At 72.4% G+C, this 16,864-nt stretch carries 16 protein-coding genes; 7 read left to right on the top strand and 9 right to left on the bottom strand.

Going from position 1 to position 16,864, the window contains the following annotated elements; genetic code table 11:
- Positions 1 to 74 precede the first annotated feature (74 nt).
- A complete protein-coding gene (locus BM342_RS08515) occupies positions 75 to 248 on the top strand; it encodes a DUF3117 domain-containing protein (RefSeq protein WP_067875042.1) in 174 nt (57 codons plus the stop codon).
- A 206-nt stretch (positions 249 to 454) separates the two neighbouring features.
- Here the strand turns inward: BM342_RS08515 and BM342_RS08520 are convergent, their stop codons facing one another.
- Positions 455 to 1,087, bottom strand: coding sequence for an O-methyltransferase (locus BM342_RS08520; RefSeq protein WP_092964958.1), 633 nt, complete (start codon positions 1,085 to 1,087; stop codon positions 455 to 457).
- Between the two features lie 89 nt (positions 1,088 to 1,176).
- On the opposite strand from BM342_RS08520, the gene BM342_RS08525 reads away from it, so the two are divergent.
- Positions 1,177 to 1,566 carry a sec-independent translocase gene (locus tag BM342_RS08525; protein WP_092964959.1) on the top strand — a complete coding sequence of 130 codons (390 nt, stop codon included), beginning with the start codon at positions 1,177 to 1,179 and terminating at the stop codon, positions 1,564 to 1,566.
- 69 nt (positions 1,567 to 1,635) lie between these two features.
- Here BM342_RS08525 and BM342_RS08530 read toward each other — a convergent pair whose 3' ends face one another.
- On the bottom strand, positions 1,636 to 3,186 hold the full coding sequence (locus BM342_RS08530) for a succinic semialdehyde dehydrogenase (protein WP_092964960.1): 1,551 nt from the start codon (positions 3,184 to 3,186) through the stop codon (positions 1,636 to 1,638).
- A 71-nt stretch (positions 3,187 to 3,257) separates the two neighbouring features.
- Here BM342_RS08530 and BM342_RS08535 point away from each other — a divergent pair, with 71 nt between their 5' ends.
- Entirely contained in the window at positions 3,258 to 4,676 is a 1,419-nt protein-coding gene (locus BM342_RS08535; RefSeq protein ID WP_092964961.1) for an MFS transporter, read from the top strand.
- A 2-nt stretch (positions 4,677 to 4,678) separates the two neighbouring features.
- Positions 4,679 to 6,208, top strand: coding sequence for a pyridoxal phosphate-dependent decarboxylase family protein (locus BM342_RS08540; protein WP_092964962.1), 1,530 nt, complete (start codon positions 4,679 to 4,681; stop codon positions 6,206 to 6,208).
- Positions 6,209 to 6,296: 88 nt separating this feature from the next.
- Here the strand turns inward: BM342_RS08540 and BM342_RS08545 are convergent, their stop codons facing one another.
- From BM342_RS08545 to BM342_RS08560, 4 genes are read right to left on the bottom strand one after another with little or no spacing between them, the layout of a single operon-like run.
- Complete coding sequence (locus BM342_RS08545; protein ID WP_143109796.1) at positions 6,297 to 7,235, bottom strand: hypothetical protein; 939 nt, start codon at positions 7,233 to 7,235, stop codon at positions 6,297 to 6,299.
- A 5-nt stretch (positions 7,236 to 7,240) separates the two neighbouring features.
- On the bottom strand, positions 7,241 to 8,416 hold the full coding sequence (locus BM342_RS08550; protein WP_092964964.1) for an Mrp/NBP35 family ATP-binding protein: 1,176 nt from the start codon (positions 8,414 to 8,416) through the stop codon (positions 7,241 to 7,243).
- Positions 8,397 to 8,942 (bottom strand): DUF1003 domain-containing protein, encoded by a 546-nt coding sequence (locus BM342_RS08555; protein WP_092964965.1) that lies wholly within the window; start codon positions 8,940 to 8,942, stop codon positions 8,397 to 8,399. Before BM342_RS08555 ends, BM342_RS08550 begins: the two co-directional genes overlap by 20 nt.
- Positions 8,929 to 10,263: a magnesium transporter MgtE N-terminal domain-containing protein gene (locus BM342_RS08560; protein WP_092964966.1), complete on the bottom strand. Its 1,335-nt coding sequence runs from the start codon at positions 10,261 to 10,263 to the stop codon at positions 8,929 to 8,931. The genes BM342_RS08555 and BM342_RS08560 overlap by 14 nt, the downstream gene beginning before the upstream one ends.
- A 32-nt stretch (positions 10,264 to 10,295) precedes the next feature.
- Between BM342_RS08560 and BM342_RS08565 the strand changes: the two genes are divergently transcribed.
- Both BM342_RS08565 and BM342_RS08570 read left to right on the top strand, forming a co-directional pair.
- A complete protein-coding gene (locus BM342_RS08565; protein ID WP_092964967.1) occupies positions 10,296 to 11,108 on the top strand; it encodes a YflT domain-containing protein in 813 nt (270 codons plus the stop codon).
- 71 nt (positions 11,109 to 11,179) lie between these two features.
- Positions 11,180 to 11,533 carry a TIGR02611 family protein gene (locus tag BM342_RS08570; RefSeq protein WP_092964968.1) on the top strand — a complete coding sequence of 118 codons (354 nt, stop codon included), beginning with the start codon at positions 11,180 to 11,182 and terminating at the stop codon, positions 11,531 to 11,533.
- 20 nt (positions 11,534 to 11,553) lie between these two features.
- Here the strand turns inward: BM342_RS08570 and BM342_RS08575 are convergent, their stop codons facing one another.
- Complete coding sequence (locus BM342_RS08575) at positions 11,554 to 13,125, bottom strand: aminopeptidase P family protein (protein WP_255368626.1); 1,572 nt, start codon at positions 13,123 to 13,125, stop codon at positions 11,554 to 11,556.
- Between the two features lie 51 nt (positions 13,126 to 13,176).
- Complete coding sequence (locus BM342_RS08580) at positions 13,177 to 14,202, bottom strand: endonuclease/exonuclease/phosphatase family protein (RefSeq protein WP_092964970.1); 1,026 nt, start codon at positions 14,200 to 14,202, stop codon at positions 13,177 to 13,179.
- A 117-nt stretch (positions 14,203 to 14,319) separates the two neighbouring features.
- Here BM342_RS08580 and BM342_RS08585 point away from each other — a divergent pair, with 117 nt between their 5' ends.
- Entirely contained in the window at positions 14,320 to 15,204 is an 885-nt protein-coding gene (locus BM342_RS08585; protein WP_092964971.1) for a PHP domain-containing protein, read from the top strand.
- 111 nt (positions 15,205 to 15,315) lie between these two features.
- Here BM342_RS08585 and BM342_RS08590 read toward each other — a convergent pair whose 3' ends face one another.
- A complete protein-coding gene (locus BM342_RS08590; protein WP_092964972.1) occupies positions 15,316 to 16,854 on the bottom strand; it encodes a DEAD/DEAH box helicase in 1,539 nt (512 codons plus the stop codon).
- Positions 16,855 to 16,864: the final 10 nt, after the last annotated feature.

Genomic DNA, 16,864 nt, shown 5'->3' on the forward strand with positions numbered 1-16,864 from the left:
GCCTCACGGCGATTTCTCAGGACTGCTTCCGATGCACGATAATGGTTGTATCCAGCCACGAAAGGGGTAGCTCAATGGCGGCCATGAAGCCACGCACCGGAGACGGGCCTATGGAGGCTGTGAAGGAGGGTCGTCTGATCATCGTGCGGGTACCGCTCGAGGGCGGCGGTCGCCTTGTCGTCTCGGTGAACGATGCTGAGGCCAAGGAGCTCTACGACGTGCTCGGCGGCGTCGTCAACCCGGCCTGATCAGTTCCAACCGTTTCGAGCCGAGCCCGCGTGCGGTGCTCGGCTCGAGGCATGCCCGGCGGGCCGTTCGGCGACTCCGACGGGCACGAGAAGTGGGTGGATGCCGCGTCACGAGGCCGTGACGCGGCATCCGTCGTCTGCGGAGCGCTGCGCCTGCGGCCCCGAGCACGCGGGCGAGCGGATGCCGCGGGCCCGGGCCTGCGGGGTCAGGCGCCGAGCTTGACGATCTGCAGGAGCCCGTCGCCGGCCGGGGAGACCGCGGTGGCCACGGCGGGCGAGGCCGCGAGCTCGGTGATGAGCGCCCGGAACGCGGTCGCCTCGTCGTCGCGTCGCGCAGGATCGGCCACGCGCCCGCGCCAGAGCGAGCGGGCGACGAGCACCGAGCCGGTCGGCTTCGCCAGGCGCAGGCCGTGCTCGACGTACTCGATGACCGAGCCAGCGTCGGCGTCGATGAACACGACGTCGTAGGAGTTCTCGTTCATGCGGGGGAGCACCTCGCTCGCGCGCCCGGCGATCAGGCGCACGCGGGCGGCCGCGATGCCGGCATCGGCGAAGTTCTCGCGTGCGGCCTGCAGGTACTCGTTCTCGGTGTCGATCGAGGTGAGCAGCGCGCCGCGCGCGGCCTGCAGCATGCAGAGGCCCGAGACGCCCACGCCCGTGCCGACCTCGATGATCGACTCGGCGCGCGCCGAGGCCGCGATGACCGCGAGCTGGGCGCCGACGGCGGGCGAGACCGGGTCGATGCCGAGCTCGACGGACTGCTGGCGCGCGCGGGCGACCGCTTCGCTCTCGACGACGGATTCGTCGACGTACTTCCAGTTCAGGTCACGTTCGGACACGATGCGGCTCCCGGCACTCTCTCAGCTGCCAAGCCTACGGCCAGCAGCGTGTGCGATTCGCACGCCTCGCCGCCGACTATCCTGTAACGGTGTTCGGTCTGACGTTCGAGAAACTCCTCATCATCGGGGTGATCGCCGTGTTCCTGCTCGGCCCCGAACGCCTGCCGCACTACGCGGCCCAGCTCGGCAAGTTCGTGCGCTCGGTACGCGACTTCGCCAACGGAGCGAAGGACCGCATGCGCGAGGAGATGGGTCCCGAGTTCGACGACGTCGACTGGCAGAAGCTCGACCCGCGCCAGTACGACCCGCGCCGCATCATCCGCGACGCGTTGAGCGACGCCGACCCGTTCGCGGAGCCCGCCGCCCCCGTGGTGGCCAGGGCCGCGGTGAACGAGAACTCCGCCTACCTGCAGCGCAAGCGCAAGCGCGAGGCGCTCGGCGCGGGCGAGGCCGCACCGTTCGACTCCGAAGCCACCTGAGCCGAGGCATCCGTCGCCCCCTTCGCCGATGGTCGGGCGATTCGGGCGAGCGGATGCCGCGGCGGGCCGTCAGGCTCGGCGGATCGCCTTGAGCGACTTCGAGACGAGCACCATGACCGGCACGAGCGTGCGGTACTCGGTGCCAGTGCGGGGCAGCGCGATCAGGCCCGTGGCGCGGGAGACCGTGACCGGTTCGACGAAGCGCAGGAGGCCCTCATGGCCGTTGCGGCGGCCGACGCCCGACTGCTTGACCCCGCCCATGGGGGCGGCGACGGCCGAGAACGATCCGCGGTAGCCCTCGTTGATGTTGACGCTGCCGGCGTCGAGGGCGTCGGCGACGCGTGAGGCGTGCCGCAGCGAGCCCGAGAAGATCGACGCGTTCAGGCCGTACTGGCTCTGGTTCGCCGCCACGATGGCCTCGGCGTCGCCGTCGACGAGGTAGAGCGACGCGATTGCGCCGAACGTCTCGTCGGCGTAGACGCTCATGTCGGGGGTCACGCCGGTGAGCACGGTCGGCTCGAAGAACCACGGGCCGAGATCGGGGCGCGCCTTGCCGCCGACCAGCACGGTCGCGCCCTTGGCGAGCGCGTCGTCGAGGTTGGACTGCACGCGCGCGAGCTGCGCCGCACTCGTGAGCGAGCCGAAGTCGGGCCCGAACTCGAGGTCGGATCCGAGCGCGGCGCCCTGCAGGCGCTTCACGAGCTCGCGCTGGAACGCGCCGGCGACCTTGCGGTCGACGTAGAGGCGCTCGACCGAGACGCAGAGCTGGCCCATCGCGGAGAAGGCGGCGTGCGCCGCACCGCGGGCGGCATCGATCGGCTCCGCGTCGTCGAGCACGAGCAGCGCGTTCTTGCCGCCCAGTTCGAGCGAGGCGCCCACGAGCCGGCGACCGGCCTTCTCGGCGACCTTGCGACCGGTGGCCGTCGAGCCGGTGAAGCAGATGTAGTCGGCGACATCCGTCACCGCTTCGCCCACCTCTGCCGCCGGGCCGGTGACGACGGCCCAGAGCGCCTCGGGAACACCGGCGTCGATGAAGGCCCGACGCAGCGCGAGGATCGACAGGGCACCCTGGTCGTCGGCCTTCTGCACGACCGCGCAGCCGGCCGCGAGCGCGGGCACGACGTCCATGGCGGCGAGGCTCAGCGCGTAGTTCCAGGGCGTGATGACTCCGGCCACGCCCTTCGGCTTGTACCGGACGCTCGCCGTGAGCACGGTCGGGATGCCGCCCCGACGGGCGCCGCCGCGCAGCGCCCTCTTCGCCGAGAGCGCGTTGTAGCGCGTGACCGAGGCCGCCTGGAACACCTCTTCGAAGGCCTGGCCGCGCGTCTTGCCGCTCTCGAGCTGGATGAGGTCGAGCAGCAGTTCGCGGCGCTCGAGCACGAGGTCGTGCGCGCGCAGCAGGATGCGGCGGCGCTCGGCGAAGCCCGCACGGGCCCACGCGAGCTGCGCGATGCGGGCTCTGGCGGTCGCATCGAGCACATCGGCGGCGCTCGACTGCGGCAGCAGGTGGAGCGTCTCGCCGGTGGACGGCGTCGGCACCTCGACCGTCGCGTCGCCCGAAGCGACGATCTCGGCGGTGAGGCGGGCGTACAGGTCGGGGGAGGCCATCGTGGCGCGCATGCCGCACAGTCTAGGACAGTTGACCCACTTCGTGACATGCGGGGTCGACGGGGGGATTACACTATGCCTCCATGACCGCAACGGAGCGCCCCCTCTCCCGCGGCGTCGTCACCCGATATGCCATCGGTTCCCTCGGGACCGGTGGCTTCGCGACGCTGCCCGGACTCGTCCTCGTCTTCTACCTGACGGACACCCTCGGCGTCACCGCACTGGTCGCGGGGCTCGTGGTGACCGCGGCGAAGGTGTGGGACGTCGTCATCGACCCGTGGATCGGCGAGCACAGCGACCGTGCGCTCGCCCGCACGGGCACCCGCCGCACCTGGATGCGCGTCGGCGCCCTCGCACTGCCCGTCGGGTTCGTGCTGACGTTCGCCGTCCCGGCAGGGCTCGGCTCCGCGGCGTCCGGCGTCTGGGTGTTCCTGGCGTTCCTCGCGACGGCGACGGCGTTCAGCCTGTTCCAGGTGCCGTACATCGCGCTGCCCGCAGAGCTCACCTCCGACTACGACGCCCGTACGCGCCTGCTTTCGTGGCGCGTCGTCGTGCTGAGCCTCGCGATCCTGCTCTTCGGCGCAGGCGGACCGATGCTGCGCCGCGTCGGCGGCGACGACGAGGCGGTCGGCTACCTGATCATGGCCGTCGTCGCCGGTCTCGTGATCGGCGCGGGCATGCTCGTCGCCGTCTCGACCGCGCCGCGCGGCCTGCCCGGGGTGCAGGCGCCGCGCCGCGGCATCCGTGCGGCGTATGCCGAGGGATTCGCCGCGCTTCGTCGGAGTGCCCCGTTCCGCGCGCTGCTCGCGACGTTCATCCTGCAGGGACTCGCCACGGGCGTGATGCTCGCGGGCGCGAACTACGTCGCGGTGTGGGTGATGCGCAGCGACGACGCGCTCACGTTCCTCTTCGTCGCGCTCATCGCCCCGGCGGTGCTCTGCGCGCCGCTGTGGAGTCGGATCTCACGCGGCATCGGCAAGGAGCGCGCGTTCCAATGGGCGAGCCTGCTGTTCGCGGTCGCCTCGCTGAGCATGATCGGCATGATCTGGGCCCCCGGCGACTGGGTGTACGTGCCGGTGGCCTTGGCGGGTGCCGCCTACGCGGGCATGCAGACCCTGCCGATGGCGATGCTGCCCGACGTCATCTCGCACGACGCGCGCGAGCACGGCGAGGGGCGCGCCGGCAGCTTCGGCGGCATCTGGACCGCCGGCGAGACCGCGGGCATGGCGCTCGGCGCGACCGTGCTCACGATCGTGCTCGCGCTGACGGGCTACCTCGAATCGACCGGCTCGACCGTCGTCGAGCAGCCGTCGGCCGCGATCGCCGGCATCGCCGTGAGCTTCAGCGCGCTGCCGGCGCTGCTCGTGTTCCTCAGCCTCATCCCGCTCGCACGGTACGGCCTGCGACGGAACGACATCCATGCGGATGTCGCATCCGCATCCGGCGCGTCGCCTCAGTCGGCGGCGCGGAACGACCGGCACGACCAGCAGGAGACGGTGTGACCATGAACGACTTCCGACGCGACCCCGCCGAGGTGCTCGCCGAGCTCGCGGCCCTGCGCGAGGGCGATGCCCCGACGCACGGCGGCCGGGTGCTCTCGTACGTGTACGACTCGGGCCTCGCCGAGCTCGACGAGCTCGCGGCCTCGGCGGCGCGACTCGTGCAGCCCGTGAACGGCCTCGACCCGACGACGTTCACCTCGGTCGCCGCCATGGAGGCCGGCGTGGTCGGGTTCGCGCGACGCGTGTTCCACGGCGACACGGGGGGCGGCGCCGACTCCGCCGAGGTCGTGGTGGGCACCGTGACGTCGGGCGGCACCGAGAGCTGCCTGCTCGCCGTCAAGACGGCGCGAGACGCCTGGCGTTCGGCGCGAGAGGGAACGCCGCGCGTGCCGCGCATCGTCGCCCCGATCACGGTGCACGCCGCCTTCCACAAGGCTGCGGAGTACTTCGGGCTCGTGCTCGACCTGGTGCCGGTCGACCCGGCGACGGGCACGCTGGCGGCCTCCGCGATCGAGGACCGGTTGGGCGACGACGTCGCGCTCGTCGTGGTCTCGGCGCCGTCCTACCCGTTCGCGAGCCTCGATCCCGTCGCGGATGTCGCGGCGGTCTGCCGTGCGCGCGGCATCGCCCTGCACGTCGACGCCTGCATCGGCGGCTTCGCGCTCGGCTTCTGGCCCGATGGGCTGCCGGTGTGGGACTTCCGCGTGCCGGGCGTCACGAGCCTCTCGGCCGACCTGCACAAGTACGGGTACGCGCCGAAGGGCGTCTCGGTGCTCCTCACGAGGGGGCGCGACCGACAGCGGCACCAGTACTTCCGCACGACCGGATGGCCCGGCTATCCCGTCGTGAACCCCACGATGACGGGGTCGAAGCCCGCCGGCCCCCTCGCGGCCGCCTGGTCGATCATCGAGGTGCTGGGCGAACCCGGGTTCGCGGAGCTCTCGGCGAAGACCGCGCGCGCGACCGCCGCGCTGCGCGAGGTCGTCGAGGGCATCGAGGGGCTGCGCGTCGTCGGCGTGCCCACCGGTCCCCTGTTCGCGGTCGCGACCGACGAGTCGGTCGAGCCCGAGCGCCGCGTCGATCCGCACCACTGGGCGGATGCCGCGCGCGGCGCCGGCTGGTTCCTGCAGCTGCAGCCGGGGCTCGTGCAGTCCGACGGCACCCGACTGCCGCACACCACGCACCTCACGATCACGCCCGTCACCGAAGCGGTCGTCGACGAGCTCTCCGAGGCGCTCGTCGAGGCCGCCGACGCGGTGCGCGGCGTCCCGCAGGTCGACGGGCAGCTCGTGCTCGCGGGGCTCGCCGAGGCGCTGCCCGGCGGCGTCGAGCCCCTGCTCGCCGCCGGGGGAGGGCTCGACTCCGAGACCGCGGCGGGCCTGCTCGGCGCGATCGGCCTGCTGGGCGGCGAGGGCGGCGGGCTTCCCGCGCAGATGGCGCCGGTGCTGGCGCTCGTCGAGGCGCTGCCGTCGCAGCTCACGGGACGACTGCTCGTCGAGCTGCTCGCGAGGGTGGTCGAACCCCGGTCGTGACCTGAGGGGCGTCCCGCGAGGCCGCCCCGCTCCGCGGTCGAGGCGTCGCGTCAGCTGGCCGCTGACGGGTGCACTCCGGGTCTCGACGTCAACTTGACGGCAGACCGCACCGCTCGGTGAAGTAGGCGAAGAGGTCCTGCTTCAGCGTCGCCGACGCGCGCACCTCGTACTGCCCCGACCAGCCCTCGCTCGTGGTCATCTCGAGCGGCAGGATCGTGCCGCGCTTGTCCTCGGCCCCGGCGTGCGGGTCGCATCGCGCGGGCCGCACGGGCAACGAGATCGTCGACGGCGCATCGGAGGCCTCGACGTGCGCGGTCGTCGTCGACCAGTTCAGGCCGTCCTCGGCCGAGAGCAGCGTCGTGCCGAGGACCTCGCTGAGGTCGACCGAACCGGTCGCCGCGCCCGTCGGCTCGACCGCGATGTCGAGCCAGGCGCGGCGGTCGGTGCCCGAGCCGGTCGAGCGCAGGCGCTCGGCGAGGGTGAACGTTGCGACGGCCTCGACGGCTCCTGCGAGGCATCCGGTGTTCTGCAACCGGGGGAGGGTGTCGTAGGGATCGTCGGCCTCGATCGTGCCGACCGCGGCGGTGCCGCCACTGCCGCCCTCGCCGCCGTCGGGAGCCGCGACGACCGACAGCGTGACCGCTGCGGGGCCGGCATCGCCGTCGCACCGAGCGGGCGTGACGTCGACCCGGTACTGCACCGATCGGCCGTCGGGGATCGTCCGGGGCCCCTCGAAGTGCAGCCCCGGCTCGAGGCCGGGCGCTTCGACGTCGAACGAGGCGAACTCGAGCTCGGCGCCCGTGCCGTTGTCGATCTGCACCACGAGGCGGCCGTCGACGACGTCCTGGCGACTCTGCAGCACGCTCGCGGTGATGCCGTCGGGGAGCTGCCCGGTCGCGGCGGGCTGCGGCGCGCACCCGGCCGACGTGGCGACGAGCGCGCCGAGGAGCAGCGCGGCGAGCAGTCGGCGCGCCCCCGGCACCACGCGCGAACGCCCATCCGGAGGGGGAGCTGCGGCGCGCGGCATCGGGATCACCGCACCGAGACGTCGAGCCTGCGGCCGGAGAGCTGACGGGGGCGGCCGGCGACGACCTCGGCGACGCGCTCGATGGCGCGCGCAGCTGGGTCGTCGGGCGCGCCGGCCACGACCGGGGTGCCCTCGTCGCCGCCCTGGCGCAGGGCGATGCTGAGCGGCACGCTCGCGATGAGCGGCACGGGCTCGGACTGCCCGATCGACAGGCGCCGCGCGACCTCGTCGCCGCCGCCGGAGCCGAACAGGTCGATCACGGTGCCGTCGGGGCCGGGCAACCCGGCCATGTTCTCGACGACGCCGATGATGTGCTGGCCGGTCTGCCGTGCGACGACCCCCGAGCGTTCGGCGACGTCGGCGGCCGCGGGTTGCGGGGTCGTGACGACGAGCACCTCGGCGTTCGGCAGCAGTTGCCCGAGGGAGATCGCGATGTCGCCCGTGCCAGGAGGCAGGTCGACGAGCAGCACGTCGAGGTCGCCGAAGTAGACGTCGGTGAGGAACTGGTTGAGCGTGCGGTGCAGCATCGGCCCGCGCCAGGCGACGGCGGTCGACGAGGCACGGGCGCCCGGCTCGGCGGGCTCGACGAACATGCCGATCGAGATGACCTTCACGCCGTGCGCGACGGGCGGCAGGATCATGTCGTTCACCTGCGTCGGTCGTGCGGCGAGTCCTTCGGCGTCGACGAGGCCGAGCAGCGCCGGGATGGAGAAGCCGTGCACGTCGGCGTCGATGAGCCCGACCGAGAGGCCGCGCGCAGCGAGCGCGACGGCGAGGTTCGCCGTGAGCGTCGACTTGCCGACCCCGCCCTTGCCGCTCGTGACCGCGATCACGCGGGTGAGCGTGCCGGGCCCGAACGGGTTGCCGCGGGCGGCCTTCGCGCCGCGCAGCCGCTCGGTGAGCGCGGTGCGCTGCTCGGGCGTCATGACCGTGAGCGTCACCTCGACCGGCACGTCGCCCGCCACGGCCTCGGCGGCCTGCCGCACGTCGCGCTCGATGCGATCGGATGCCGGGCAGCCGACGATCGTGAGGCGGACCACGACGTGCGCGCGCCCGCCAGAGACCTGCACCGACTCGAGCATGTCGAGCTCGGTGATGGGCTTGCGGATCTCGGGGTCGATCACGGACTCGAGGGAGCGACGGATCGCCGCCTCGAGCGCCTCAGGATCGGGGTGCGGCATTCGCGGCGTCCTCGTCGGTCGTGCGGTCGGCCGCCGCGCGGTCGAGCTCTTCGAGCACGGCGCGCAGCTCCGCCCGGATGAAGTCCTTCGAGGCGAGGTCGCGCATGGCCAGGCGCAGGGCGACGACCTCGCGCGCGAGGTACTCGGTGTCGGCGAGGTTGCGCTCGGCGCGCTGGCGGTCCTGCTCGATCTGCACGCGGTCGCGGTCGTCCTGACGGTTCTGCGCGAGCAGGATGAGCGGGGCGGCATAGGACGCCTGCAGGCTCAGCACGAGCGTGAGCACCGTGAACCCGTAGACCTGGGAGTCGAAGCGCAGCTGCTCGGGCGCGTACGTGTTCCAGACCAGCCAGACGATCACGAACAGCGAGAGCCCGAGCAGGAAGCCCGGGGTGCCCATCGCGCGTGCGACCCACTCGGTGAAGCGGCCGAAGCGATCCTTGTCGGGGTTGCCGCGACGGAACGGCGAGCGGCCGGTGCCCTTCGGGGTGTCGAAACGCCGCTCGTCTGCGGTGTTAACGCGTGCCATCTGCTGCCCTCCTCGCATTGGTCGGGATCGGGATGCTGCCGGTCGTCAGTTGTGCGCGGGCGGTCGCGCGTTTGCTCACCTCGTCGTCGTCATCGGGATGACTTCGCCAGTCATCGGGGAGGAGGTAGTCGAGCACGTCGTCGATCGTGACCACGCCGACGAGTCGGTGCTTCTCGTCGATGACGGGCACCGACACGAGATCGTAGCTCGCGAGGATGCGGCTCACCTCGGCGGCCGACGTGTCGGCGCCGACGGGCTCGAGGCCCTGGTCGATGAGCGTGCCGAGGCGCTCGTGCGGGGGGTAGCGCAGCATGCGCTGGAAGTGCACGACGCCGAGGAACCGGCCGGTGGGGGCCTCGTAGGGCGGCAGCGTGACGCACACGGCCGCGCCGAGCGCCGGCGGCAGGTCGTGACGGCGGATGAGGGCGAGTCCCTCGGCCACGGTCGCGTCGGCCGAGACGATGATCGGTTCGGTCGTCATGAGTCCGCCCGCGGAGTCGGGGCCGTACGTGAGCAGCATGCGCACGTCTTCGGCCTCTTCGGGCTCCATGAGCTCGAGCAGGTGCTCGCCGCGCTCCTCTGGCAGTTGCGCGATGAGGTCGGCGGCGTCGTCGGGCTGCATGTGGTCGAGCACGTCGGCTGCGCGGTCGTCGCCGAGGCCCGAGAGGATCTCGACCTGGTCGGACTCGGGCATCTCCTCGAGCACGTCGGCGAGCCGGTCGTCGGAGAGCTCCTCTGCGACCTCCTGGCGTCGGGCGACGGGCAGGTCGAGGAGGGTGTTCGCGAGGTCGGCGGGCTTCAGCTCGGAATAGGTCGCGATGAGCTGCTCGGCCGACTGCGCCTCGCCCGAGGTCGCGGACTCGCGCACCTCGCGCCACGTCACGTACGCCGACTGGCCCTTCGAGAACGGCGACGCGCCCTTGGGGCGGCGGACGAAGAGCTGCTCGACCTCCCACTCGCCCGGCTCGAGCTCCTCGATCGAGACGTCTTCGATCGATGCCTCGCCCGAGCCGTCGTTGAAGGTCACCTTGCGGCCCAGCATCTCGGCGATCACGCGCACCTCGCCGCCGCGCTGCTCGAAACGGCGCAGGTTGATGAGCCCGGTCGTGATGATCTGGCCGCCGCCGATCGAGGTCACGCGGCCGATCGAGAGGAACACGCGTCGTTTGCCGGGGACCTCGACGATGAGTCCGACGACCCGCGGCGGGTCGTTGCGGCGGTACACGACGAGGACGTCGCGCACCTTTCCGACCCGATCGCCGGCGGGGTCGAAGACGGCGCAGCCGGCGAGTCGGGCGACGAAGACTCTCGTTGCGCTCACGGTACCAACTTAGCCCGTGGGAGGATGAGGGAGTGAGCACCCCATCCCCGTTCGGCGGCCGCATGTCCAGAGTCTTCCCGACCCTGCCGCAGGGCGAGACGGTCGCGAGCTTCGAGACCTACGCCGAGGCGCAGGCCGCGGTCGACACGCTCGCCAAGGCCGAGTTCCCCCTGAAGGAACTCGCGATCGTCGGGTCGGGGCTCACGAGCGTCGAACGCATCACGGGCAAGCTCACGTGGAGCCGCGCGGCGGGTGCGGGGGCGCTGTCCGGAGCGTGGTTCGGCACCTTCCTCGGCCTGCTCTTCTTCATCTTCTCGCCGACGGCGTCGTCGGTCGGCATCCTGATCTCGGCGGTGCTCATCGGCGCCGGCTTCGGCATGATCTTCAGCGTCGTCTCGTACTCGGTCAACCGACGCCGTCGCGACTTCACCTCGGTCGCCCAGGTGCTCGCGACGAGCTACTCGATCGTGGCCGAGACCGCGCATGTCGAGCGCGCGAGGCAGGTGCTGGGCGTGACCGAAGCACCGATCACGGGCGTGCAGCCGACCCCCGTCGCGTCGGCTCCGGCAGCTCCGGCGGCAGCGCCCCGGTACGGAGCGGTCGCGGATGCCGCGCCGACCGTTCCGGACGATGCGGCTGCGGGCGTGGCGGGCGCCCCGGGACCCGGTGCGGGCGATGCCGCGCAGGGCGATGCGGGCGCATCCGGCGACGCGGAGGCTGACGGCACCGCCGAGCCCGCCGAGCCCGCCGAGCCTGCCGAGCCTCAGGGCCTCACCTACGGCGAGGCGCTCGACGCGGCCCGTCGTGCCGAGCGCGAGCGCCGCCGGTCCGGCGGCGGGGCCTGACCCGCTCCGGCGATCCTGCGAGTCCGCCGGGATCCCGAGCAGGCCGCCGATTCGCGATATATCGTGTCTGCATGGTGACCGAGCAGGACCGCTCCCGTGACATCGTCGCGGCCGAGCGACCCGACCGTCCGATCAGGAGCTGGCTGCGCGGCCTCCGTCGCGGCATCCACGACCGCCCGCTGCTCCGCAGCACCTACCGCGCGCTCGTAGGCGTGATCGGCGGCACGATCGCCCTCGGCGGTCTCGCGCTCGTGCCGTTGCCCGGGCCCGGATGGCTCGTCGTCTTCGTCGGCCTCGCGATCCTCGGCACGGAGTTCGCGTGGGCTCGTCGCCTGGCCGCCTTCATCAAGCGCCTGCTCGCCCGGTTCTGGGCATGGTGGCAGGCCCGCCGGGCGGCGAGGTCGGCGGTGGACGGCGCCGCCTGAGCGACGGCGCCGTCGGCCGCTCAGCGCTGCTGCGCCCCCTGCACCCATGCTTCGACCTCGGCGATCGTGCGGGGGATTCCCGCCGACAGGTTCTCGGCGCCGTCGGCCGTGACGACGATGTCGTCCTCGATGCGCACGCCGATGCCGCGGAACTCCTCGGGAACGGTGAGGTCGTCGGGCTGGAAGTAGAGGCCGGGCTCGATCGTGAAGACCATGCCGGCCTCGAGCACGCCGTCCATGTACATCTCGCGGCGGGCCTGCGCGCAGTCGTGCACGTCGAGGCCGAGGTGGTGGCTCGTGCCGTGCACCATGTAGCGGCGGTGGAACTGGTTCTCGGGCTGCAGTGACTCCTCGGCCGAGACGGGCAGGAAGCCCCACTCGGCCGTCTTGCGCGCGATCACGGCCATCGCGGCCGCGTGCACCTCGCGGAAGACCGCGCCGGGGCGCGCGACGGCGAACGCGGCATCCGCTGCTTCGAGAACGGCCTCGTAGACCTGACGCTGCACGTCGGAGAACGTGCCGTTCACCGGGAACGTGCGCGTGATGTCGGCCGTGTAGTAGCTGTCCAGCTCGACGCCCGCGTCGAGCAGCACCAGGTCGCCGGGAACGACGGGGCCGTCGTTGCGCGTCCAGTGCAGGATGGTCGCGTGCGGACCGGCCGCGGCGATCGAGCCGTAGCCGACGTCGTTGCCGTCGAGGCGCGCACGCGTGGCGAACACGCCCTCGATGACGCGCTCGCCGCGCACCTCGGACGTGATGCGGGGCAGTTCCTCGAACACCTCGGTGAAGCCGCGCTTCGTGGCCTCGACGGCCGCACGCATCTCGCCCAGCTCGAAGTCGTCCTTCACGAGGCGCAGCTCGGACAGCATGCGTGCGAGCTCGCCGTCGGGCTCGTGCTCGCCGCCGACCTCGAGCGAGAACGGCGCGTCCTGGGCGTTCGTCGACAGCGCCTCTTCAGCGGCGAAGCGGATGCGCGCGTGGTCGACGCGCTCGGTGATCGCGACGTCGGCCTCGCGCAGCACGAGCGTCGACGTGTCGACCTTGCCGATCACGGCGTCGAACTCGTCGAGCCCGCGCGTCGCGACCGCCAGGTCGGCGGCGACGTGCGCGAGCGACGGACGCGCGCCGATCCAGAACTCGCCGATCGCGGGGTTCGCGTAGAACTCCTCGGAGTCGCGCCCCGCGCGCTCGCGGAAGTAGACCGTCGCGACGTGACCCTCGCCGCCCTCGGGCTCGAGCACGAGCACCGCGCCGGGCTCGCTGTCGGATCCCCAGCCGGTGAGGTGCGCGAACGCCGAGTGCGCGCGGAACGGGTAGTCGGTGTCGTTCGCCCGCTGCTTCATGTCGCCGGCGGGCACGATGAGACGGATGCCGGGGAACGCCGCCGAGACCGCGCTGCGCCGTACGGCCGCGAATGCGGCCTGCTCGCGGGCGGAGGGCAGCGCCTCGTCGCGCGTCGCCCAACCGCTGCTGATGAAGTCCTTGAATCCCTCGGAACCGGGAGTGGTCGAACGGTTCGCGTTCCGCCTGCTCTCGTCTGCGGAGGTCGCCGCTGCCGTGGTCTCGGTGGTGGAGGTGTCACTCGTGGTCATGTGCTCCATTGTCTCACCGGACCTCGACTCGCCGGGGGTCGCGTGGGACGGTCAGCCGATGCGGGAGAGCGTCGCCACGATCGGACGGTGATCGCTGCCCGAACCGTCGACCTCGCCGATCACGCGGAAGCCGTCGACGTGCCATCCGGGCGTCGCGAGCACGTGGTCGATGGGGCTGCCGAGGATCTCGGGCAGGTCGGTCGGCCAGGTTCCGACCCCGCCGGCGCCGCCCTGCACCGCGGCATCCCGGCACCGCCCCAGGTCGCCGCCGTCGACGCCGCGACCGGCGAAGTGGTCGACCGTCGCGTTGAAGTCGCCCGCCATGATCACGTTCTCGCCGGCGCACTGCTCGGCGAGCCAGTCGAGGTCGCTGCGCCAGTTGCGCAGCTCCCAGCGGATCGGGGCGACGGCGTGCACCGCGACGATCCGCGGGCCGTCGCCCGAGACCGGGTCGGCGACGACCGACGGCAGCGTGTTGGTGTTGCCGGGCGGGCCGGAGACGACGGCCGACGTCACCTCGTAGTCGCCGAGCTCCGGCGTGATCAGGATCGTCGTCGAGCGGGCCTTGGCGATCTCGTCGAACGCGACCGTGTGCACCCACATCGGGCGCCCGCCGTCGCGCATCGCGACTGCGACCTCCTCGCCGAGCGGCTCGGTCGTCTCGGGCAGCACGACCACGTCGGCGCCCTCGTCGAGCGCGAGCTCGGTGATCGTCGAGGCGTCGGGCACCTCGCCGAGCGTGTTCCACGAGAGCACGGTGACGGTGTCGGACGACGCGGCGGCCGCGGCATCCGACCCTCCGAGTCCGCGCACGGCGAGCACCGCGAGGTTGCCGGCGGCGAACACCGCGAGCACGAGCACCATCGCGAGCGCGAAGCGACGCGATCGGCGAGGGATCGCGAGCAGGCCGAACACGACGGCGGCGACGACGGCGACCAGCGCCGCCGAGCCGCGGAGCGCGACGATGTGCGTGGCGATCCACTGGTTCTGGAGGCCGAACGCCTGAGGCCAGAGCAGGATGGCCGCGATGACCGCCGACACGATGACGACGAGCCAGCCGAGGATGCGGGGGAGCATCCCACCAAGCTAGGGCACGAGTCTGTGCCGGGGCCGCGAGGGGCGGCCGCGGAGGCGTGTCGGCGCCACGGCTGCGTCCAGGTCTGGTAGGTCCGCGGCGCGGCCTAGCATGGAGGGATGGCGACGTCGACGGCATCCGCGAGCGGTTCCGCGATCGGCGACGCCGACCTGCACGTGCACTCGACGGTGTCCGACGGCACGGGTGCACCGGCTGAGCTGCTCGTCGAGGCCGCAGAGGCCGGGCTCTCGGCCATCGCGCTGACCGACCACGACTCGACCGCGGGCTGGGTCGAGGCCGCCGCGGCGGTGCCCGCCACGGGCGTCGCGCTGATCCCGGGCATGGAGCTCTCGACGCGCGAGCAGTACACGAGCGTGCACGTGCTCGCCTACCTCATCGACCCGTTCGACGAGGGCCTGCTCGCCGAGACGACCCGCATCCGCGAGTCGAGGCTCACGCGGGCCGAGGAGATCGTGCGGCGCATCTCGCGCGACTACCCGCTCACGTGGGACGACGTGCTCGCCCAGACCGCGATCGGCGCCACCGTCGGCCGCCCGCACATCGCCGACGCACTCGTGGCGCGCGGCCACGCGAACACGCGCTCGGCGGCGTTCGCCGGCATCCTGCACCCGCGTCACGGGTACGCGCGACCGCACTACGCGCCCGATCCGCTCACGGGCGTGCGGCTGATCCGCGCGGCAGGCGGGGTGCCCGTGCTCGCCCACCCTGGCGCCCGCGGCGAGGAGTACGTCATCTCGCCCCCGCGCTTGAAGCAGCTGGTCGACGCCGGGCTCTTCGGCCTCGAGATCGACCACCCCGAGAACGACCCGGCCGCGAAGCCCCGGCTGCACGCGCTCGCGCGCGAGTTCGGCCTCGCCGTCACGGGCTCGAGCGACTACCACGGCACCGGCAAGCCGAACCGCCTCGGGCAGGAACGCACGCGCGCCGACGTCGTCGCGCGCATCATCGGCGAGGGCACCGGGTCGTCGCCGGTGCTGCCCTAGCGCGTTCCGCTGCTCACCGTCTCGCGCTGCCCGTCGGGCCGCGGGCGCCGCGAAGGGGGCGGATGCCGCGTGGCATCCGCCCCCTTCGTACGGGTCGTCGGGTCGACCGGGTCAGGCCTGCGGGGCTGCGCCCGTGGAGCCGGCCGGACGCGGGCCGCGACGACGACGGCGGCGGCGCGGGGCCGCATTGCCATCGTGGTGCTCGCTGCCGCCGCCGTCGTGCGTGCCGGTGCCGGGCTCGCGAACGGTCGCCGAGTCGCCGGACTCGGATGCCGCGGGCGCACCGCCCTCGACGGGTGCGGACTCGTCGGCCGGTCGTCCGCCGCGCGTGCGCTGGCGCGAACGGCTGCTGCGCGGTGCGCGCTCGGCGTCGCCCTGACGGGCCTCGCCACGGCCGCCGCGAGCGGTGCCGCCCTCGGTGCGGCCGGCGGTGCTCGACCGGGTCGGCGCAGCGGCCGCGGCGGCCGGCTTCAGGCGGCCCTTGGTTCCGGCGGGGATGTCGAGGTCGCTGAACAGGTGCGGGCTCGAGGAGTAGGTCTCGGTCGGATCGGGCTGGCCGAATTCGAGCGCGCGGTTGATGAGCGCCCACTTGTGCAGGTCGTCCCAGTCGACGAAGGTGACCGCGATGCCGGTCTTGCCGGCGCGGCCCGTGCGGCCTGCACGGTGCAGGTACGTCTTGTCGTCGTCGGGGATGGTGTGGTTGATCACGTGCGTGACGTCGTCGACGTCGATGCCGCGTGCCGCGACATCCGTGGCGATCAGCACGTCCTTCTTGCCCGCCTTGAAGGCGGCCATGGCGCGCTCGCGCTGGTCCTGGTTGAGGTCGCCGTGCACCGCGGCCGCGTTGAAGCCGCGGTCGTTGAGCTCCTCGACGAGCTTGGCCGCCGCGCGCTTGGTGCGCGTGAAGATGACGGTCTTGCCGCGGCCCTCGGCCTGGAGGATGCGCGAGATGACCTCGTCCTTGTCGAGCGAGTGCGCCCGGTAGACGAGGTGCTTGATGTTCGCCTGCGTGAGGCCCTCGTCGGGGTCGTTCGCGCGGATGTGGATCGGCTTCGACATGAAGCGGCGCGCGAGCGCGACGATCGGGCCGGGCATCGTGGCCGAGAACAGCATGGTGTGGCGCACCGCGGGCACCTTCGAGAAGATCTTCTCGATGTCGGAGAGGAAGCCGAGGTCGAGCATCTTGTCGGCCTCGTCGAGCACGATCTCCTGCACCTCGCCGAGGTTCAGGAGGCGCTGGCTCGCGAGATCGAGCAGACGCCCGGGGGTGCCGACGACGATCTGCGCGCCGGCCTTGAGCTGCTCGATCTGCCCCTCGTAGGCCTTGCCGCCGTAGATCGAGACGATCTTGGTCGGGCGGTTCGAGGTGGCAAGTTCGAGGTCCTCGGAGACCTGCACCGCGAGTTCGCGGGTCGGCACGACGACGAGTGCCTTGACGCCGTGCGACGGGTCGTCGCCGAGTCGCTGGATCAGCGGGAGGCCGAAGCCGAAGGTCTTTCCGGTACCGGTCTTGGCCTGACCGATGATGTCCTGGCCCGAAAGGGCGAGGGGGATGGTCTGCTCCTGGATGGGGAAGGCATCGACGATGCCCTTCGTGGCGAGCACGTCGACGATGTCGGACGCGACGCCGAGTTCTGCGAATGTAGTCAAGAATCTGCCT

It is taken from the genome of Agromyces sp. CF514 (assembly GCF_900113185.1).
In the GTDB taxonomy this organism is placed as follows: domain Bacteria; phylum Actinomycetota; class Actinomycetes; order Actinomycetales; family Microbacteriaceae; genus Agromyces.